Source organism: Paenibacillus sp. MER 99-2, from assembly GCF_023714095.1.
Classification (GTDB): domain Bacteria; phylum Bacillota; class Bacilli; order Paenibacillales; family Paenibacillaceae; genus Paenibacillus.
In genome coordinates, this window is record NZ_JAMAUZ010000002.1 from 599,722 (window position 1) to 621,118 (window position 21,397).

Annotated in this window: 17 protein-coding genes; 11 read left to right on the top strand and 6 right to left on the bottom strand. The window is 46.4% G+C overall.

Going from position 1 to position 21,397, the window contains the following annotated elements:
* Nucleotides 1–87: 87 nt before the first annotated feature.
* Complete coding sequence (locus M3636_RS13745; RefSeq protein WP_164848654.1) at nucleotides 88–1,806, bottom strand: methyl-accepting chemotaxis protein; 1,719 nt, start codon at nucleotides 1,804–1,806, stop codon at nucleotides 88–90.
* Nucleotides 1,807–2,090: 284 nt separating this feature from the next.
* Between M3636_RS13745 and M3636_RS13750 the strand changes: the two genes are divergently transcribed.
* The 8 genes from M3636_RS13750 (at nucleotide 2,091) to M3636_RS13785 (ending at nucleotide 12,198) form a co-directional block, all read left to right on the top strand.
* Nucleotides 2,091–2,777 carry an HAD hydrolase-like protein gene (locus M3636_RS13750; RefSeq protein ID WP_128101162.1) on the top strand — a complete coding sequence of 229 codons (687 nt, stop codon included), beginning with the start codon at nucleotides 2,091–2,093 and terminating at the stop codon, nucleotides 2,775–2,777.
* Between the two features lie 278 nt (nucleotides 2,778–3,055).
* The gene (locus M3636_RS13755; protein ID WP_128101163.1) at nucleotides 3,056–3,946 is read left to right on the top strand and encodes a carbohydrate ABC transporter permease; all 891 of its coding nucleotides are present in this window, start codon (nucleotides 3,056–3,058) and stop codon (nucleotides 3,944–3,946) included.
* Nucleotides 3,947–3,983: 37 nt separating this feature from the next.
* Nucleotides 3,984–4,838: a carbohydrate ABC transporter permease gene (locus M3636_RS13760; protein ID WP_483311522.1), complete on the top strand. Its 855-nt coding sequence runs from the start codon at nucleotides 3,984–3,986 to the stop codon at nucleotides 4,836–4,838.
* Nucleotides 4,839–4,944: 106 nt separating this feature from the next.
* Nucleotides 4,945–6,696 (top strand): cache domain-containing sensor histidine kinase, encoded by a 1,752-nt coding sequence (locus tag M3636_RS13765; protein ID WP_251382899.1) that lies wholly within the window; start codon nucleotides 4,945–4,947, stop codon nucleotides 6,694–6,696.
* An 11-nt stretch (nucleotides 6,697–6,707) separates the two neighbouring features.
* On the top strand, nucleotides 6,708–8,312 hold the full coding sequence (locus M3636_RS13770) for a response regulator (protein WP_251382900.1): 1,605 nt from the start codon (nucleotides 6,708–6,710) through the stop codon (nucleotides 8,310–8,312).
* Nucleotides 8,313–8,445: 133 nt separating this feature from the next.
* On the top strand, nucleotides 8,446–9,846 hold the full coding sequence (locus tag M3636_RS13775) for an ABC transporter substrate-binding protein (protein WP_251382901.1): 1,401 nt from the start codon (nucleotides 8,446–8,448) through the stop codon (nucleotides 9,844–9,846).
* A gap of 79 nt (nucleotides 9,847–9,925) precedes the next feature.
* Nucleotides 9,926–10,261: a cupin domain-containing protein gene (locus tag M3636_RS13780; protein WP_251382902.1), complete on the top strand. Its 336-nt coding sequence runs from the start codon at nucleotides 9,926–9,928 to the stop codon at nucleotides 10,259–10,261.
* Complete coding sequence (locus M3636_RS13785; RefSeq protein ID WP_251382903.1) at nucleotides 10,258–12,198, top strand: heparinase II/III domain-containing protein; 1,941 nt, start codon at nucleotides 10,258–10,260, stop codon at nucleotides 12,196–12,198. The genes M3636_RS13780 and M3636_RS13785 overlap by 4 nt, the downstream gene beginning before the upstream one ends.
* 82 nt (nucleotides 12,199–12,280) lie before the next feature.
* Here M3636_RS13785 and M3636_RS13790 read toward each other — a convergent pair whose 3' ends face one another.
* From M3636_RS13790 to M3636_RS13810, 5 genes are read right to left on the bottom strand one after another with little or no spacing between them, the layout of a single operon-like run.
* Nucleotides 12,281–13,459, bottom strand: a complete 1,179-nt coding sequence (locus M3636_RS13790; RefSeq protein ID WP_251382904.1) for a YheC/YheD family endospore coat-associated protein — start codon at nucleotides 13,457–13,459, stop codon at nucleotides 12,281–12,283.
* Nucleotides 13,460–13,513: 54 nt separating this feature from the next.
* A complete protein-coding gene (locus tag M3636_RS13795; RefSeq protein ID WP_251382905.1) occupies nucleotides 13,514–14,620 on the bottom strand; it encodes a YheC/YheD family endospore coat-associated protein in 1,107 nt (368 codons plus the stop codon).
* The gene (locus M3636_RS13800; RefSeq protein ID WP_251382906.1) at nucleotides 14,620–15,993 is read right to left on the bottom strand and encodes a YheC/YheD family endospore coat-associated protein; all 1,374 of its coding nucleotides are present in this window, start codon (nucleotides 15,991–15,993) and stop codon (nucleotides 14,620–14,622) included. Before M3636_RS13800 ends, M3636_RS13795 begins: the two co-directional genes overlap by 1 nt.
* Before the next feature lie 60 nt (nucleotides 15,994–16,053).
* A complete protein-coding gene (locus M3636_RS13805) occupies nucleotides 16,054–17,247 on the bottom strand; it encodes a YheC/YheD family endospore coat-associated protein (protein WP_251382907.1) in 1,194 nt (397 codons plus the stop codon).
* 30 nt (nucleotides 17,248–17,277) lie between these two features.
* Entirely contained in the window at nucleotides 17,278–18,645 is a 1,368-nt protein-coding gene (locus M3636_RS13810; RefSeq protein ID WP_251382908.1) for a YheC/YheD family endospore coat-associated protein, read from the bottom strand.
* A gap of 270 nt (nucleotides 18,646–18,915) precedes the next feature.
* On the opposite strand from M3636_RS13810, the gene M3636_RS13815 reads away from it, so the two are divergent.
* The 3 genes from M3636_RS13815 to M3636_RS13825 all read left to right on the top strand — a co-directional run bounded on the left by M3636_RS13815 (nucleotide 18,916) and on the right by M3636_RS13825 (nucleotide 21,338).
* The gene (locus tag M3636_RS13815; protein WP_145047816.1) at nucleotides 18,916–19,263 is read left to right on the top strand and encodes a YlbF/YmcA family competence regulator; all 348 of its coding nucleotides are present in this window, start codon (nucleotides 18,916–18,918) and stop codon (nucleotides 19,261–19,263) included.
* A gap of 193 nt (nucleotides 19,264–19,456) precedes the next feature.
* The gene (locus M3636_RS13820; protein ID WP_251382909.1) at nucleotides 19,457–19,741 is read left to right on the top strand and encodes a hypothetical protein; all 285 of its coding nucleotides are present in this window, start codon (nucleotides 19,457–19,459) and stop codon (nucleotides 19,739–19,741) included.
* Between the two features lie 262 nt (nucleotides 19,742–20,003).
* The gene (locus tag M3636_RS13825) at nucleotides 20,004–21,338 is read left to right on the top strand and encodes a DRTGG domain-containing protein (RefSeq protein ID WP_251382910.1); all 1,335 of its coding nucleotides are present in this window, start codon (nucleotides 20,004–20,006) and stop codon (nucleotides 21,336–21,338) included.
* The last annotated feature ends 59 nt before the right edge of the window (nucleotides 21,339–21,397 follow it).

Genomic DNA, 21,397 nt, shown 5'->3' on the forward strand with positions numbered 1-21,397 from the left:
CAAAATCAAAAAAAGAAGCAGTTGCCGAATTCAGGCTGCTGCTTCTTTGTATTTAAGTTTAGTAAATTAACTTCCTCATTACACTCATTAAGCAAGCTTAAATCGGTTCACGAGCTGATCCAACGCATCGGACATTTGGTTTAACTGTTTAGATGTATCGGTCATTTCCTGCAAGGAGGCCAATTGTTCCTCGGTCATGGCGGATACTTCTTCGGTTGCTGATGCAGTGTCTTCGACCACAGCGGATACGGCATGAATAGAAGACATAACAGCTTGACTGCCTGCTGTGAGCTCTTCCACCACAGCGGAGATGTCCACCATTTCCCCACTTAGATTATGAATGTGTTCTGTAATATTAGCAAAGGCATGTCCAGCATCCTCTATTGTTCGTAATCCTTCTGTGACATGAACGGTATTAGAGTCTACAATCTGAACCGTGTTCTGAACGCCTGCAAGTACAGTTTCAAGGATGCTAGTAATATGTTTGGCTGAGGTAGCGCTCTGGTCTGCCAGATTGCGAATTTCGGTGGCGACAACAGCGAACCCTTTACCATGTTCTCCAGCTCGTGCGGCTTCAATTCCAGCGTTAAGAGCAAGGAGATTGGTTTGTCTAGCCGTTCCTGAGATTGATTCTGCAATGGAGATGACCTGATCCGACATTTTAGAGATGTCATTAATGGACTCCTGAACGGAGCGGAATGATTGTTCAATGGTTCCCATTTTACCCACTGCATTATCAATACGCTCTTGTCCATCCAGCGCGATGGATTCCGTTCTTACAGCACGTTCAGCTACATCGGCAGTAGAAGAGGATACTCGGTTTAGTCCAGTCAGCGATTGCCCCATGGCAGCAACCATCGTTTGTGTCAGAACGACTTGTTCATCTGCACCTTCGGCGACTCGTTCCATGGCGGTGGCAACTTCCTTACCTGCAGAGAGATTATCCGACACACCTTTATCCAATCGATCAGAAGCCGTACTCAGGATGCTGGCATTGTTCTGAATCTCAAGCATCATGTGTTGCAATCCGAGCAGCATTGCATTAGCCGCATCTGCGAGTTCACGCGTCTCATCCTTCATATGGGTCGCAATCCGGAGGGTTAGGTCTCCGTTAGATGAGCCAATGTCGTTCAGTGCACTGGTGACGCTACGAATGTTTTTGACAATAGAGCGTGACAGCGTCAGAGCTGCAATGATTGAAATCAAGGCAACAAGGATGAGCGCACCGTATAACTCTATATTAAGTAGCTCGTTTTTTTGTTTGAGTGCTTCGGTACGTTGTTCGGTTAACGCTAGTTCATTAGTGCGGAACGTCATGAGTGAATCACGAATTTGATCCATATCCTGCTTACCAGGATCATTCACGAAGAACGCCTGCACGGTGGACATATCGTTAGCTCGTCGTGAATCAATAACGGGTTCGCCTGCAACCTGTACCCAATTGTTCATAACATTATGTATATTCTCAAGCAAGACGAGCTGTGCTGGATTATCAGCAATGAGTGCTTTGAGTTGTGTGGTGATCGTTTCCTTCTGTTCTAGACCTTCGGTGTAGGGAACGAGATAGCTGTCCTGTCCTGTAATGACATATCCTCTTTGCCCTGTCTCCATATCTACCATCGTTTTTTCCAATTCATACGTCAAATCATGCACTTTCATATCGTGATCGACCAGAAAATCAAGCTCGTGTTGGAGCTGGTTAATGCTATTTTGGATCAATACAATAGAACCGGCTAGAACAGCCAGCACGAGCAAATAGCCCAAACCAATCTTGTAGAAAATTTTAAAGGTTCTGCGCTTTACCATGTTTGTTATTCCTCTCTGTCGGGTATATATATTTGTCGAAAAAACAGGAAAAACATAAAATAGGGACTTTAGATGTAGGGTCTGAATGACTATTTTCAGTATTATACTTAAACTCAATCACTTTGTATATAGTTTGTTTACTTTATGTATAATGTTATCTTTTGAATTGTATAATGTTTGCGAAGTGTGTTTTACATTGTCGGTTTACACTTACAAACGTTTATGTTTATCATGGGGAGGGAAAGATTCCGAATACATATCCCAATCCGAAAGGACGTTTTGATATGACAAAAGAGAAGGCACTGCTTAAACCGGAAGCAATGATATTTGATATGGATGGCACACTATTCCAGACAGAAACATTGTTATTGCCTGCCTATCACCAATTGTTTGATACACTGAGAGCCGAAGGGCACTTCGAAGGAGAGACACCTCCTGAGGAACGGATGCTTGGAAGTCTTGGTATGTTACTTGAAGATATTTGGAAAGTAGTTATGCCTGAAGCATCAGAGGCAGCACATCGCCGTGCGGATGAATTATTGCTTCAATTGGAGATTGAAGGACTCGATCAAGGAAGTTCTACCCTGTATCCTAACGTTAAGGAAACTCTAACAGCGCTCAAGGAGCAAGGGGTGCGGTTATTTGTAGCGAGTAATGGACTTGAGGATTACGTCAAAGGTGTGGCGTTTGCTCATGAGATCATGCCTTTGTTTGAAGGGGTGTATAGTGCCGGTCAATACCAAACGCCTTCCAAAGTTAATCTTGTTCAGATCCTGCTTGAGAAACATCGGATTCAGGATGCGTGGATGGTAGGTGACCGTTCATCGGATGTAGAAGCTGGGAAAATGAATGGGCAGACCGTCATTGGCTGCGCCTATGCTGGTTTTGGTAGGGATGAAGAACTGGCCGGATCGGATGTACTGATCTCTGATTTCACAGAGCTACTTCGTCTGTATAAGGAAGCAGAATAACCGTATAAAACATTTCACATTTTTATTGTTGTTAACAAGGTATAACCTGCATTTCCAATGAAGTTTTGTTGGAGATGCAGTTTTTTTTGTTTTATGCTCCTCATATTCTTTCACATTCTTTCGCATTCGCTCAATTCATTCACTCCCTCACGTTCATTTATCTACAATCTACAATCACTCAGTTACATTCTCCCCTGTAAAAAGTGGATTTCCCCATCCCGCTTCACACGGTGCTCGCTCTATACTTCTTGCAAAAGCTAGTAAGGGGGTCAATGTTGATGAAGCCGAAAAAAGTGCATGCGTACCTGTTCATCTTTCCCAGTCTATTTCTAACTCTCGTGTTTGGGGTGTATCCCCTCTTATGGGCTCTACGTTATATGTTCTACGATTATCAAGGTATTGGAACGCCCGTATTTATTGGACTCGGCAACTTTGCCCGCATTATGCGGGATACACAGTTCTGGTCTTCTGTTGGCAATACAGGCGTCTATGCATTAGGTAAACTCGTGGTCACAATCCCGCTAGCTCTGACGCTCGCGATCATCTTGAATCGCAAATGGAAAGGGCGTTCGCTGCTGAGAGCTGTGTACTATCTTCCAACCATTTTCAGTGCTTCGGTTATGGCGATCGTTTTCTTTATTATTTTTAATTCGTACAACGGCATCTTGAATCAACTACTCGTGAAGTATCATGTGATCTCTGCCCCAATTGGCTGGTTGGATGCGGATCATGCCATGATGACAACCATAATCATTGCGATCTGGGGAGCTGTAGGGAACTATATGTTGCTGTTTATCGCCGGTCTGCAAAGTATTCCTGAAGAACTGTACGAGGCAGCATCGCTGGATGGAGCGAATGAGTTCCAGAAACTTAGAAATGTAACGATTCCACTGCTCGGTCCTGTGCTGCAGATGATTATTATGCTGGCGATTACCACCGCACTCAAAGGGTACGAGAGCATTATGGTATTAACCGAAGGAGGCCCATATGGCAAAACGGAAGTGATGTACTTGTATCTCTTTAAGTTGTTATTTCCGATCTCAGCTGATACACAATCACTCCAGCAACTGGGTTACGGCAGTGCAGTAGGATTCACAACGGCCATTATTGTAGGCGCTGTCACGCTCATTTATTTCTGGATATCCAAGAAGCTTAATGATGTTTATTAACAGCAGACAGGAGGAACCGAACATGTCACAGATTGTTATGAAACCAAGTCTTTCACCCAAATGGATTCAAGGATTAAAGCGAACACTTCTCACGATTTTCCTGCTTCTGATTGCTGTCCTGTCGCTGTTTCCGATTCTATTAGTCCTGCTGGGCTCTTTCAAAACGAATCAGGAATTAACGGGCGGTGCAACGATATTGCCTAAGGTATGGCAGTTCTCTAATTATGCTCAGGCATGGCGAACAGCCAATTTCTCAGGATTCACGCTCAACAGCGTTTTTGTTAGTGTCACTGCAACAACAGGAATGCTGTTGGTTTCATCCATGTCGGCGTATGCCGTGGATCGGGTGAATTTTAGAGGCAAGAAGGCGTACTCCGTATTGATGGCATCTACCTTGTTTATATCCATCGGAGCCGTGGTTCTGCGTCCGCAGTTCGATCTGATGGTCAAACTAGGCCTGAATCATACCCTATGGGGCGTCATCATTATTTTAATTAGCGCCCATGCCGCGACGTACTTCATTTTAGTGGGCTTCTTCAAAAGCATCCCGCGTGATCTGGATGAGGCCGCCATGATCGATGGCTGTAATTTTTACACCGTGTATTGGCGCATCATCCTTCCACTGCTTCGTCCCGGTTTGGCGGTTGCAGGACTTGGAGCATTTCAGAGCTCGTGGAATGAGTACATCTTGCCTTTTGTATTTACGATGAACAATCCCAATTTGCAAACCTTACCTGTAGGCTTGGCGAATCTGCGTTATGGCATCGGAGCTGCCGCTGAGGTTCAACTCATGATGGCTGGGGCGTGTCTATCCATATTGCCACTGCTCGTTGTGTATATTTTTGCGAACAAATCATTTATGCAGGTGACATTAGGCGCGGTCAAAGGATAGGTGTAATTTCCTTAAAATGGGAACGGTATTATGGGATATTCTGCTGTGCTATACTCTTGTTAATCTACAGTGGCAGAGCTGATCCGTATCCGAGGAGTGAACGCCGATGAACATGAACTTCTATAAGATGACTCTGAAAAAAAGGATACAACTGTTGTACATTTTCCTCGTAGTGTTATGCATCAGTGTAACAGGAATTAGCTCGTATTTATTTGCTGCTCGCAGCATTGAACGGAACGCGCTTGAACTGAAGCAGGGAATCCTGAATAAGTCTGTGCAGGTAATGGATGAACACTTAAGGCATATCGTTGTATCTTCATATTCTTTTATGCTGAATGAGACCTTCACTCAGGTGATGCGAGATGTTCGCAACAATAATGACTCCCACTATTATCAGAATCTTTCACTCCTGCAGACGTCATTTACGCAATTGAAGCTTGTAGAGCCCTTAATTGATACGACCTTTTTAACAACACCAATTGGTGATTTTTATTCAACCAAAGATGTACCGAACCGGGATGATGGATTTGATAAGCAATACGGGCAGCTTGTGAAGCAGCAGGGCTGGAATACGATGTGGTTTGGTTCGCATCAAAGTCAGTTGTTCCAGGCGAAGGATCATGTGCTGTCACTCTTACTCAAACCGATTGTGGTTGATAATCACTCATTGTCGAACGTGTATATGGTGGTCAATATGAAGGAAGAAGCGATGAGGGATATTCTGGATCAGGACTTGATGAATAACTCAATTCAGTTGTTTTTGCTGAACAAAAATGGTGCACAGGTCATTCGATCAACCTCCCAGGATGTGAGTTACCTTACTGACCCTGAATTCAGCAGCGAGATTAATCGTGGTACTGGTGGAGATTTTAGGTATACGAGTAGCCAAGGAGAGGACATGCTCGTTAACTATTCTTCGTTATCGATGAATGAGGACTGGGTGATGGTCAGTGTGCAGTCCAAAGCAGATTTATTGTCTCCGCTGCGCAAAATTCGCTGGCTCGTTATTGGCATTATGGGTTTTTGCATTGTGCTCGCTCTGGGGCTGTCGAACTTGCTGGCATCCGCGCTGCTCAAGCCGCTGAATAAGCTACGCCGTTTAATGGTTGAAGTTCAATCGAACGATCTGGATGTACGCTTTCGCAGCAAGTACGATGATGAGGTCAGTGCGGTTGGGCATCGTTTTAATCGCATGCTGGATCAGATTCAGGTTTTGTTCGAGGAGGTACGAGTAACTGAGCGGGATAAACGACGGTTTGAAGTGAAAGCGCTTCAAGCACAGGTTGATCCTCACTTTCTGTACAACACGTTAAATACGATGTTCTGGAAAAGTGAGAGTGGTGAGAAAAAAGACGTTAGTGAAATGATCGTATCATTGTCACTGTTGTTCCGACTCGGGTTGAATGATGGGAAGGACATGACCAATGTAGAACAAGAGATTAGGCACGTGGAGCAGTATCTACAACTTCAACAAAAGTGTTATGAGGATCTATTCATTTATCGTATTGAGGTGGGTGATCCATCCTGTTATTCCGTAGAAATATTGAAAATATTGCTGCAGCCTTTAGTTGAAAACTCGATCTTGCACGGATTTAGGGATAAAGATGAGCTTGGCGTCATTGTGATTAAAATTAATCGAGATGATGACCTGCTGACACTAGAGGTTGCTGATAACGGTTGCGGTATGGAAACGGCTGAGGGGCAGCTCAGGGGAGGAGCCGAAGGCAGACGTCAAGGATACGCGCTCGCTAATCTCCATGGCAGACTAAGCCTATATTACGGAGATGCCGCTTCAGTTGTATTTGAGAGCAGCATAGGCGTCGGAACGAAGGTCATCATCACGATTCCAATCACCTGAGGAGGGGTAGTATGGATCATTTGACGGTATGTGTAATGGATGATATTCAGGCGGTTGTAAAAGGTATATCTTCGACCATTGCTTGGCAAGATCATCAGGTACAAATTGTAGGTACAGCCAACAATGGCGAACAAGGGTGGTCGCTTCTTATCGAGCAAGAGCCGGATCTTGTCATTACTGATATCAAAATGCCCCGCCTCAGCGGGCTTGAATTGATGAAACGGGCATCGGATGCTGGGCTACGCACCAAGTTTATTTTCATCAGTGGATACTCCGACTTCCGTTATGCCCAGGAGGCGATTAAACTAGGGGCTTCCGATTATTTACTCAAACCTTTTACTCCTGATGAAATATTAGGCGCAGTGCTCAAGGTAAGAGAAGTGATTGAAGGTGAGCAGGCACAGTCGAGACAGCTTGAACAATTGGAACAAAAGGTTGAGAGCAGTAGCGTGCATATTCGTCATAGCTACCTTCTGGGACTGCTTCGTCATGAAGTTGGTGGTTTTATGAATGAGAATCGCTGGAATGAACTACAGATTGATCTCGATTCTTCGAATCTTGAGGTTATGGTCATAGAAGTCGACGGGTATACCCGGTGTGAGAATACAATGCACCTGGATGCCGAGATCGTGCCTTTTGCAGTTCAGAATATTGTGGAAGAGACACTAAATCGCCATACCAGAGGTGTTGTATTACGCGAGAGCAGATACCGGCTTGTGGCGATGTTCAATACACCTGCATCCATGACAGCTCCAGAGCTGCTGGAGGAATGTCGGCTCAATGTGCAACAGTTCAGCAAAAAGACGATTTCCATCGGTTTGGGCACGATTGCCCGAAGACCGCAGGAAGTGTGGAATGCATATGCACATGCCGATAAAGCCATTGGCTACCGATTTTATAGTGAGGGAAACTGCATCTTCCAATATGCAATCGTTGAACGTCAGGAGTGGGTAGCCCCTGCTTACCCTTTGGAGAAGGAGAAGGAACTCTTTTATGCGCTTAAGTGCGGCAATGAAAGCACCTGTCACCGGATCATTGATGATATTTTGGAGGAATGGCAGTTTTCGGAGGGGTATCCTGAGCCACTTACGATGATTCGTCTGTTGTCTGGGCTTGCGTTTGCCATCTATCGTGCCTTTTGTGATGAGATTACGGAGGAAGAACGCATGCGTTTAGAAGCTGACCTGATGGTGCTTGAGGAGATGCGCTCGTTGACATTTGACGGTTGGAAAGGGTACATCAAGCATTTCAGCAGTATGGGCTGTGAGATCATGGATAAGAAGCGGCTTACGGATGTGAAGCAGGCTATTCATAAAGCTCAGGAATTTATCAGTATGAACCTGGAAGAGAACCTGACGTTGAATCTTTGCGCTCAATCAGTTCACCTAAGTCCAAGTTATTTTGCCAATGCGTTCAAGAAAGAAACGGGCATGACCTTGATTCAATATATTACGAAAATGAGGATGGAGAAGGCCAAGGATCTGTTGGTTGCAGGCATACAAGTACAGGAGATTTGTCAGATGCTCGGTTACGAGGATCGTCCGTATTTCAGTGGTTTGTTCAAAAAGTATTGTGGTATGACACCTACGCATTTCCGTCAAATGTATCTGAATTAATGAATGCAGGGAACATCATTTGTCCCCCCATTCATAGTTATAATGTCCCTCACATCATCTACATTTGAGCGATTATCATTACGTTATCGGGTAACCTGACAGGTTGTCCAGACAAGCATAGGGGGGCATTTCAATGGTTAAGAAATGGATGATGACTACACTGAGTGCATTGCTCGCATTGAGTTTGGCAGGTTGTTCTACCAACAGTGCAACAACAGCAAGCACCGGAACGGGTGGCAGTGATGGAACAAGTACAGAAGGGAAAACCAAGGTCATCTACTGGACGCCCGATCGCCATGATGCTGATTTTATGAAAACCAAAATTGATGAATTCAATAAAACCAATAAAGATAATATTGAAGTGGAAATGACCGTGATGGGTGACAATTACCCACAGGCGGTAGATATTGCTTTTGCAAGTAAACAAGCACCGGATGTGCTGCAAGTCAATGATTTTCAGACCTATTATCAAAAGGGATATCTTGCTCCAATTGATGGGTATATGAGTGAGGATATGAAAGCTACATTCAAAGACAGCCTGATCGATAACAAGAATACAATAGATGGAAAAATATATACTCTTCCGAATACCGGACAAGTATGGAGGCTTGTGTATAACCAAGATATTTTCCAAAAAGCCGGGATCACAAGTCCGCCTACAACGTTGAGCGAAATGGTGGAGGATGCGAAGAAAATTACGGAAGCTGGGAAAAGTGAAGGAATCTATGGCTTTGCTAGCCCGTTCAAAAGTGGAAGCGGTTTCTGGAGAGCGGCCAACACCATCGCAGGAGCCAGTAACAACTACGGTATCGATGGTTACAACTACCGTACAGGTCAATTCGATTTTGGCATGTACAAGGATGTTGCACTTGCGCTTCGCCAGATGAGTGAGGATGGAAGTATGCTACCAGGGGTTGAAAGTCTGGATATTGATCCGCTGAGAGCGCAGTTTGCACAAGGCAAAATTGGGATGTACATCAATCATTCGGGCGAGCCGGGGGTATACAAAGACCAATTCCCTACCGAAGAGAACTGGGCTGCTGCTCCTGTGCCCACAAGTGATGGAACGATCAAGGGTGCTTCGCAAGTTATAGGCGGTTCATATATCGGGATCAGTGCAGATTCAACGCAAAAAGAAGCGGCGTGGAAGTTTATGGAGTATGTGTACAGCAAAGACCTACAAAGTGAGTATTACGAAAAAGGCTATGGTATCTCCCTGATTCCAGCGGTATTAAGCTCAGGCAAGAAGCCAAACATTCCTGGCATTGAGGGCTTCCTGCCGAAGCGCTATGATGCGATTTTCCCTGCGAATCCAGGGGTAGTAACGGAGAGTTCACTGGAAGGAACCAAATGGACGGATGCATTCTCCATCTTTGTCTTCACGGGCGGCGATATCGATAATGTGATCAAAGATCTGAATAGCAGATACAATGCTGCACTGGAGAAGACCAAAGCGGCAGGGTTAACCAATATAAGCGCCGATCCTTCTTTTGATTCCTCTAAGCTTCAAGGCAAATTATCTACAGAAGAATAGCAGTGTGGTGATAAGTAAATATAAGCGGCCGGTGTCTACGTACTCCGGTCGCTCATTCCAGAGGAGAGGGGCAAAAACAATGATATTGGAAAATGGAGCGATTCCTGAACAAGTCATTAACGCAACGAGCTCTCGTAAAATTTTGGGTATGGGCGGAACATTGATGATGGTAGAGGTGAGCTTTGCGAAAGGTGGAATTGGTGAGGTTCACTCTCATGATCGGCATGAACAGGTAAGCTATATCGTCAAGGGCAGCTTTGAGGTTCAAGTTGGTGAGGATACACGCATCCTGAAAGCAGGGGATAGTTTCTATGCTGGCTATAACGTCCCACATGGGGTGAAGGCACTGGAAGATTCCATCATTCTGGATGTGTTTACGCCATTTCGTGAGGATTTCATTGAGGAGCCCCAATGAGTGATTTCTTCCTTTCGACAGTTGAACTGCATGAAGCGGCTGCTTATTATGAGAAACATTTCCCAGAGGAGGCACGAAATTCGGTAACGATTGCTAATCGTGCCATAATCAATGAATTTATCGTGCCTTATACGAATGATCTGAGTCGCTGGATTCCAATGGGAACCCCTGTAGATTGGCTTCATAATCCAACGAATGATCTGGAATTTACGTGGGGCATGAACCGACATTGGCATATGATTGATCTGGGCAAGGCGTACTTGATGAAAGGCAATCCATTGTATGTGTCCACCTTTATGGCTCACTTTCGAAGCTGGAGAGAACAGAATCCGGTACCTGCTCAAGTGCCTTATGATGAGGCCGTCTTTTTCCAAAAGCCAGGTCCTTGGCGTCTACTAGAGACTGGACTGCGTGTACAGTCATGGGTAGCTGCCTATAAATACATGGAGGATAGTCCACTACTTGACGCCGACTTTCAGGCAGAATTCAGGCAAGGTTTAGAGGAGCACGCCGAATTTTTGACTAGTTATCTAGGAAGCACGGAAATCAATCACGCGATCATGCATATGCAGGGATTATTCATGATCGCAATCTTTCATCATGCCCACCCGAGAGCTGCTTATTGGCGGCAGGTAGCGGTGGAACGACTGGAGTTGTGTCTGCTTCACCAGATTAATTCAGAAGGAATACAAGTTGAACTGACAACTCACTACCATAATGCGAGCATTGAAATGTTTGGAACTCCTTATTTACTGGGGAAAATAGCGGGTCATCCTTTCTCGGCATGGTATGGTGAAGGCCTACGCAAAATGGGTTCGTTTACCGAAGCGTTAATCCGGCCAGATCATCAATCAACCGGAATCGGCGATTCCGACTGGGTCAGCGATGGAAGGCAGCGATTAACCCTGCTCGGTGCTATTCTGGAGGACGATCATTGGATCGGTCGCGGGGCAGAAAGCGCAGAATGTCTCTGGCTTCTCGGCGCAGATCAGTATGAACGATGTATGACACTTCAGAAGGCTAACACGCCTTCATTGTCAAGCTGTGCTTTTCCGCAGACAGGGTATTACGTGATGAGAGACCATCGTCAATATCTCTTCTTGGATGCTGCTTCTATGGGCGGAGCGCATGGACATGCAGATGCTTTGAACATGGAGTGGATGTGGGGTAATCAGCTTTTGTTTACAGATACCGGACGTTATACGTACGAGGAAGGCGAATGGCGACACTATTTCAAAAGCACACGAGCCCACAATACAATTACCGTGGATGGGCTTGATCAGACTCCATATGTATCAACACAGCAATGGGGGGAGCCTGAAGCAGTAGCTACGACATTCCGCTGGGAGAGTAACGAAGGTTATCATTTTGTAGACGCATCACATAACGGTTATAACCGCTTACCCGATCCGGTTACACATCGCCGCTGGATTTTATCAGGCGTGGATGTTCCTCTGCTCCTTGTTGTGGATTGGCTGGACGCGGAAGAAGAGCATGTATTAGAGCAACAATTTCACTTGCATCCAGATGCTCGTCTCACATGGCAAGGTGATGTAGCTGACGAGCGAGTAGCTCACATGACGTATTCAGAAACGGACACCACGCTTTCCATGCAATGGATGACAGCAGGTATACCCGAACATGCATTTCAGCTTACGCAGCAAACGGGCTGGGTATCCGAAATATACGGCTCCAAGCTAGAAACCACGGTGATCCAAGGCAAAGCTTCTTTTACAGGTTCAATCGGCATTCTTACGCTATGTTTGCCCGCCAATCAGCAGACTGACCAGATGACAGAGGTAACCTCGTGTAAACTGGAACCTGAACGGATGCGAATGAAAGTGGCGTACAGGTATGGTGACGAAGGTGGAGTCATCGTAATTGATAACGACACAGTGCAATGGACAGTTGAAAAGGATTCGATTCAATCCCCATGATTGGAATGAGTGGTAACAGAACGGTGAGAAGGAGTGGATGTTCACATAAGTGACATTCACTCCTTCTGCTGTAACCAACCATTTATCTGGTTTTCCGGATTTTTCTCATCCGTGTATTTTTCTTCACCGTCGTTATGATGCTACCTTCTTTTCGAGGGATGCCTGGTTTCTTGTTGCGGTACACCCATAATGCGTAAACCAGAGGCTGCGTAATGGCCTTTTGATATATTTCACGTTCACCAATACGAGCAAATACCTCGCGTGCAGGTTTGGGATTCACCTCAAGCAGATAGATCCGTCCACTTTTATCAATGGCTAAGTCTAGCGCCAGCTCACACAAATCCCCATACGTATCCTCCAAAAAGGAAGCCACATCAATGCCGAATTTCTCAGCGGTTGTGTTAATCTCCATTCGCTGGTCTTCATCCGTAATCCATTGCTTCATCAATCGGTTCATGGCTACCGCCTGACCCCCGCCATGCAGATTGGATGTGACACTTTTCTCCGCTCCCATTCGCCCGGCGCAACCTGTCAGTTCCCACTGACCCTCGCCGTTCTTTTGAACAAGCATGCGGTAATCATGCACACGCCCGTTGGGAAGCTGGAGATGGATACCTTCTTGAACCAGATATTTATCTTTCATGTTCCAGTGCTGGAGCAGGGAGCCAAGTCGAGATAGATGGACTTTACGCGGTGTAATGATCCGCCTTTTCTGATCCCGCCCCTGAACCAAAACCATATTGGGTTCACCTTTGCTACGTTCAATGCGCAGAATGCCACGCCCACCGGTTCCATTAATCGGTTTTAGGTAGATGAGAGAAGCGCTTTTCAACATGCGATTCACGTCGGACATATCCTGGAACAGTACGGTATCTGGCAGATGCTCGCTAAAGGCGGGTTTACCTGAGAGGGTCTGATGAATCGTCCACTTGTTGCGTAATGGACGATTCAAAAATAGGAGATGCCCATATTTTTCGCGAAAAGCAAGAAGCTGCTGAAATCGACGATTACGCTGTATCCGACAACGATCGAAGATCATATCGGGGAAAGGACGCCACTCTCTGGACCATCCTTTCTCCGGATGAAACACCATCGCTTCAATCTGCTTACCTCCAGAATGTACATCCGCAGGTGTGAACACATATATATCGAGTCCTCGCTTGCGTCCTTCGAGGATCATCCTGCGATATATGCTTCGTTCTTCTAAGGCTCGGTGTTCGTTCAGGTATAACGTCATAATGCCTAGAACAGGTGAGGACACAAACAATCACCTTCTTTAGCTTTTATTCCTTTCGAGTAAGTGTTCAAATAAGTGTTATCGTTTAGACTGACGAGCAAGATAGGCACTGTAGTGGAAAATACGTTCCAGTGACCTCCGTCTAATCTGTGGTTCATCGAATTTCATTGGCTTCGCATTGGCTTCAAAAAACCAGATTTCGCCGAGATCGTCTATGCCAAGATCCATGGACATCTCGCCAAGGGTGTGCCCTGATCCCCGCTCAACTTGCCTAGCAATCATCAGTGAGGTGGATTTTACCCTTTTCATCATTGTGCTGGTTAATTCCTCACCGAAGATCTCAGTCAGCAGTTGTTCCGGATCCTCGACGCTACCTCCACGAGGGACATGTGTTGTAATGCTGCGGGAACCGGCCAACCTCGCACCGACGCCCGAAACACTCCATTGACCTTTACTATTCTTCTGCACAAGTACCCGTAGGTCGAAAGGGCGTTTGCGAGAGGAAGCGAGTTCAATGCCTTGCTGCATAATGTACGGGGTGTGACCCGTCTCTCTACGAATGCGAGCCCATAATTTTGCAAGTGTAGCTGTTTTGTATGTGGTGCTTTTTCTGGAACTTTGGACTTTGAGCCGATAAGGGAGCCGATCCTTTTCTTGAAACTTGAGCATCATGATGCCTTTTCCTGCTTTGCCGCTCTCTGGTTTCAAGTACAGATAAGGATAGCTTTTGAGCACTGTAGCAAGTGCGGATGCACTGCGCATACGGCGAGTGTATGGAATTAGGTTTTGAGTCGATTTCGACTTTTTGAGCCACTCGAACAGATTCCACTTGTTGAAGAAAAAAGGATTATACAATTCAATCCCGGATTCCATGCATTCAGCGATTTTACGTTGAACCGATGGTTTGCGCTCATCTTCCCGGCTGGGTATACGGTTATACAGGACATGGGGAAGTGGGAAGGACTGTGAAGTCCATTTTCCACTTCCTTTGTGGTAGGTGTAACCCTTAACGGTAGGACCAGCCACATTCAGATCGCGAACGGTCACGATGTACACCACATAACCCATACTTTCTCCGGTCTGTATAATGTCTTGAAAATTTTGATGATTCCCCCTGAACATCCGTTGATCATCATGCATCGTCAAAACGGCAATGACAGGTTTAAAATCATCGTGAAGGCTCATCAAATGTCGTCCTTCTTCCTGAATTTGCTCAAGTACAGGCAATGTTCCAAGATGTGCTCCACTGATGATTTTCCCTCCACTCGGAGTGAAGGGTGACGGAAAATGGAGCGTCCGGGTTTGGCGTTCGCTTCGAACATCCATACATGTTCCTCCTGATCGATGCCCAGATCAAAGCCAATCTCACCAATCAAATGCTGGTGCTGGGTTTCAATCGCCTGGGCCAGTGTAATAGCGACGGATTTGGCCTGCCCTAGCACTTCTCCCGCGCGGTCACCGAAGTTACGGCTGAGCGCCTGCTCAGGGGTCATTAGAGAGCCGCCGTTTTTGATATGTGTTGTTACGCTACCCCGACCTGCCTTCTTGGCGCCGATACCAACGACGACCCACTGATTGCTGCCGTTTTTGTGCATGTGAAAACGAAAATCAATCGGGCAATCATCTATTTCGATTAGACGGATTCCCTGTTGAACGACGTAACCACGGAGCTGCTTGCCGTGTCTGCCTTGCAACATCCGCATCAAACTATTGAACGAGCCAAAACGCAAAAGTGCATTGCCGCTTTTTTTGCGATAACGTGCAAAATATCCCCGTTTAGGCGAGTAGGTCAGACGATAAATCCCATTGCCGAGACTTCCAGCCGTCGGTTTATAGTAGACAAATTGATGGCGTTCAAGCATTTCCTTCATTTGCTCAACTGTAGGGTTTGTAATGGATTCGGGAATATAACGTCCTGCAGACGGGTCATTCTCCAGCAATTTATAGATGTCCGATTTGTTGAAGAAGCTCCAGTTAAAGAAAGGAATCTTCCGCCGGATGAACCGTTCACGCAGCTGGTTAATTGCAGGCGAAAAATCGGAACGTCGGCTCGGCAACCGATTATATACAACGTCCGGCAACGGTACAGTTTTACGTACAAAGCCCCCGTTTTCATTCAAAAAGTACCCGGACACCGTCTCATTTTGCCAATTAATATCTCTTGGTGTGAAGGCATAAATATAAGATTTACGACTCCCTTCACGAAGCAATTGCTTGATAAAACCGGTACGAGAGCTGAACGGATTCGTACTGGTTCCCGGACCGTCAGACAATACGCCGATCAGTGGTCCAAGCTGAACCTCATCGTTTTGCAGGTTACGCAAGTAGATGCTCCCACGCTTGGGGACATTCATCAGATTGCGGATGCCTGAGGCAAGATAGAGATGTTTACCCGCCTTCTTAATTGGTTTGATCGTAGCGGGTACGCGGTCTCGGCCGAATCGCAGGTTTATCGTTTTTTTGCCAGACAGGTTGAGACTCTTCATTAGTGCGTTGGACACATATACCACCTTATCCGGCTGTTGTGTGAAATGCAGATTGCAAAAGGTCAAACTCATGATTTATCCTCCTATCCTGAAAAGATCCTTCGGCTCCATGGCGAGCGGGCGCTGCAGGCCTTAGCCGCCGTGAATCGGGATGGGTTTCAGGCCAGCTTTGCTGGATGTATTCGGCATTTTCATTGTTGGACGGTAGACGTCCGTGAGCACATGTTGTTGCAGCAAATAATGAGCATAGGCAAGTGGTTCGGTATACGTCATTGTATGCATCTGCGGATTATCCGCCATTGCAAATGCGGATCGACCTGGTTTGGAATTCACTTCGAGCAGCCAGAGACGACCGTCAGTGTCTGCTCCGAAATCAATGCCAAGTTCAGCCAGCCGACCAAATCGGCTCTCCAGCAGAGGAGGAATTAGAGTAGCCGCCTGCTTGATCCTCTCCAGCAAAATAGCGGTATGAGATGAACCATATCGATCCATCAGATAAGACTGCACAGGATGTGCTGTACCTCCACCATGCAAATTAGAAGTGAGCGATCCTTCAATTCCCTCACGCACCATACATCCGGTCAGGGACCAATGTCCGTTTCCGTTTTTTTGTACTAGGGCGCGAATGTCAAATGGATGCCCGTGATGGCTTAGATTAAGATAAGGCTGCATAATCATGCTGTGGCGGGTCATAGCTGATTCGACCCAGTTACGTACCGATTGATGTGTACGAAGTACATAGCTAAACGCCACATTGCTGGAGTCTCGACCATCTACGCTCCATAAGCGGCCCTTTTCTTCTGAAACGAGTCGGAATGTATCTCGTCCGTGAGTTCCAGCCACCGGTTTGAAGAACAGTCCTGATGGCCAGCGATCTAACCAAGGCTCCCACTTCACACCAGGTTGTAGGAGGAGTGTAGGTGTGAGTAAGGAACGGATTGCTGGTTCACGAGATAACGCCCGATGCACCTTCCATTTGCCAGGTAGCGAAGTTGACCAGTAACGCACTCGCTGTCCGCTAGTTGACGCTACAAGATAATGAAGCTGTTGGCGTACTTGTTTGGGGACAGGTCGCAAGCAACGATCCATCAGCAGATGGATCTCGGGAATTGGATCTTTCTTCCATTGCCCGTACCGATACACATATCCATGCGTAGGCAGCTTGCGTGTCACCTCGCTTGATATGACGAGAACAAATATGTTGAGATTGAACTTAGAGCTTTTCAAACTAAGACGCCTGCAGAAGAGTTCATCTGCGAAGGGAGCGGTTCCTTCCTCGCCACGAACCAGTATCGCCATGGTTTTGGGCGGATGCCATGGGAACATTGCTCTACACCTCCTGTTATAGATGACTCTTCAGAATCCGGCGAGATAGCTTGAATATTCCAACATCGCTTTGACCGAAGGTCGGATTTTGCTCTCGCTTAGCGGTGTATTATCATTTTTGGATGGCTTCGAATTGACCTCCAGCAGCCAGACGCGTCCTGAGGTATCCAGAGCCAGGTCAATCCCGAGTTCACCAAAATGCGCGGGAATCGCTTGCTCAATCCCTTTTGCAATATCAAGTGCAGCCGTGTGAAGTCCAGCATAGGCTGAAGCTTTGGCTGCACTGGACAATGCCGTCTTGGCTACAGCTTCCTTGACGGTGCTTAGACTGCCGCCTCTTGCCAGGTTGGAGACATAGTGACTTCCACCAGCAATGCGAGCAACAATGGAAGTGACACTCCATTTGCCTAATTTGTTTTTCTGCACCAGAGCACGGAAGTCTACAGGTCTGCCGCTATTATCGATCAAGGTCAATCCCTGCTGGATCTGGTAACGGGTTGTTTTCATTTTTCCAGACAGACTGGCATACAGTTTATCCAGTGAAGTATAGGTCTGTTTGCGAGTACCTCCAACGCTTGTAGCCAGAGTAAGGAAGCTTCCATCGTTCTGGCGGGAAACTCGAATGATCCCTTTGCCGAGAGATCCGCGAACAGGCTTCAGGAAAACGACGGGATACCGGTTGCACATCGTTTTGAGCATGGAAGAGGTTTTGAGCAGATGAGAATCCGGCATCACTCTTTTGAGCGTTGTAATGGACTTCAGAGCATCGAACACTTCATTTTTGTCCAGAAATTTTTCATTAAAGGTTTGAGTACCGTAGAGCGATTTTACTTCTTTCATGAAATGCTGTACGCTAGGTTTGTTCTCAAGCTTACGGGACGTCAGCCGGTTATTGACGACATCTGCTACAGGCAGAATGGTCTTTTTCCAGCCGTCATCGTACACCCAGCCTCGCATTTGACCTTTGGTCGTTCCAATATCCTCTGGTGTAAAGAAGGATACATAGGCGCCTTGCTTTCGACAGGCGTTCACCAGTTCATGACAGAACATCGTGATGGAGCCGAAGGGTCGATCAGGCTGATCGGGGTAATCCTGGCTCACTAACACACTGATGAAGGGTCCAAGGCGTAGCGTACGACTGGCGGAACGATAAGATACGCTAAGCACAGAGCGGGGCACAAGGCCAGTTTGGCTGGCTACCGTCTGATTGATGCGTAGACCGTCATAGCGTGGAACCGGGATGACGGTAACTTCACGGCGGAAAGAGCCAAATTGTAACTGAAGCGGCCTTCCCGAAGGGATCTTTAATGCTTTGAGTACCCCTTCGCCCAGCATGATGACGTCGTCCTGCAGGATGCCCGAGCCGGTAACCTGAATCGTTACTTTTTTTTTGGACATCACGGATCTCCTTCCGGGCGGCAACTTGATGTCTGATCTCGAATTGAAGTGGCATCTGAACATGGCATGTGCTTCATCATATGAGGACATATATCCCTTGGTGATTGACCCAATTGGATTAAATACATTTCATTTGTGTCAGGTGATGGAGGGCTTGTTTTGACTTGCCTTGTTTGACAGTAGTTATTTACGTGTATTAACACGGATGAACGTTGCGATGAGAATGTGATGAACAAACGAACAACAACTCATATCCGAGGAGGAATTATAGTGAACATTTATGACAAAGCCAATGACTTGGCAAAAGCCCTGAGAGAAAGCAATGAGGTGGAGGAAATTACCTCTGCAATGAAGTTGATTGAAGCTGACCCAGAAGCAAAACGTATGTTGGATGGCTTCCGTGACCAGCAAATGGAATTGCAACAACGTATGATGAGCGGGGATATGCCTGCACCAGAAGAGATGGAGAAAATGGAGAAGCTGTTTGAGGTACTGAGCCTTAACCTGAACATCCGTCGTCTATTTGATGCTGAGCGTCGTCTGAGTGTCATTATTGAAGATGTGAACAAAATTATCGCTGATAGCCTTGGTCACTTGTATGGTGGCTCAGAAGCGTAAGGTGAAATATAGATTGAATTAGAGACTCACTGTTTATAGTTCAATCTGTATAGTAGCTCCATACGCTCGTATATACATCGATTTATGGCTATACGAATGCATTCTAACGATTTGTCCAAACCTTTCATATTACAGCGATCCGGTTCATAGACTAGACATATAGAGTCGATCAAGAACGAAGGAGCTGTGAATAGTGAAAAGGTTGAAAAAAGCAAAACATGTGATCTATCTGTTGATTGCCTTGTCGATGTTAATTATTGCCTTGCCGCGAATTTCCTTCGCAGGTGGGATGGATTGGGTGAACATTTTTGGTATCGTATGGGTGTTATTCTCCCTGTTAATCATCGGTGCTCACTTACATTTCATCCTTGGTGTGGATGAAGAGAAGAAGCGTGCTCTTGAAGCTGTTAGACGCGCCAAGTTGCGGCAATGGGAAATGAAGCTGATGGACAAGCAGGAACAGAGTAAATCGGTATAAAAGTCGTTCACGAACGAACGTATAGTAGATTAAGCATGGTTAGGTGCGTAGTGTAGGATTTGGAGCTACTGTGAAAAGGCCGTATTCTCTTCTAGAGTGAAGAGATGCGGTCTTTTTTGGTGCCCTTTTTCGAAAAAAATGAAGGTGTCCTTGAGCTAATAAAGAGGTTGTATACATAAGGAGAGACAATGGGGTTATTTTCCTCTGCTCGTGTTATAATAGATACAGAATAGTACAGATGCATCTTCGGGGGTGATACAGTTTGGACGGACAGGAAGAGAACGTAACGAAGCATGAACAACTGCTGCAGCATATCGAACAATTGAAGGTTGGCAGTAAAATATCCGTTCGTGGATTAGCAAGAGAGCTTGGGGTAAGTGAAGGGACAGCATATCGTGCGGTGAAAGAGGCAGAGAATTTTGGAATGGTTGTAACCAAGGAAAGAATCGGAACCGTTCGAATCGAGAAGAGACCACGGGGCATGACCGAGCAGCTTACTTTTGCCGATGTGGTGACAATTGTAGAAGGGCATGTGCTCGGTGGTAGTGACGGACTTGCCAAACCGCTCCATAAATATGTTATTGGTGCGATGAAAGAGCAAGCGATGGCTCGTTATATTGATGCAGGAAGTTTGCTGATCGTCGGAAACCGTGATAATGCACACTCACTTGCCCTTGAGCAGGGAGCCGGTGTATTGATTACCGGGGGCTTTGGAACAAGTCGAGAGGTACGTCTGCTGGCTGATGAGCTTGGCCTACCCATTATCTCGTCCAGACATGATACGTTCACTGTAGCTTCTATGATCAACCGAGCGATCTTTGACCGACTGATCAAGAAAAAAATTATGCTGGTTGAAGATATCATCGGCCAGAAACCACGACTTCAGGTACTTAAGGTGACCAGTTCAGCCTCGGATTTCCACAAGCTGGTTGCAGAGACAGGAGAACATCGCTTTCCCGTGGTGGATGAATGGAACCGTGTCATTGGCATTGTGAGTCTCAAAGATGTGAGTGAGCTAAAAGAGGATCAGAGCATTGAAAAATGCGTAGTACGTCGCCCGGTTACGGCCTCATTGCAAACCTCTCTCGCTTCGGCCGCTCAGATCATGACTTGGGAGGGAATTGATTTCTTGCCCATCGTGGATCGGAATCGCAAATTAATTGCCTCCGTCACACGCAAGGAAGTCCTTCAGGCGATGCGGGACGCTCAGAAGCAACCCCAGCTTGGGGAGACCTTCGATCATCTGATCTGGAACGGGTTCGCCGAAGAACGTGGAGAGCAGAATGAACTGATGTTTCATGGATTTATTATTCCGCAGATGGCGACGGATCTTGGAACCATCTCAGAAGGAGTTCTCCTCAACGTCATGACACAAGCTGGACGCCGCGCTGCATGGGATGTGACAGGCAACGACCATGTTGTGGATAATGTGACCACTTATTTTGTCAGACCCGTGCAGATTGAGGATCAGATCCTCGTTCGCCCGATTATTTTGGAGACAAGCCGCCGCACCTGCAAAATGGATATTGTGATTACGCGTGATGGAAATGTCGTATGCAAAGCGGTCATGACCCTACAATCGATTGATCATGCATAGCGTCGTGTTCCCTGTTGTGAGTGGTAGTGGAATGCCGAAGAGGATATCCCCTCATCGTA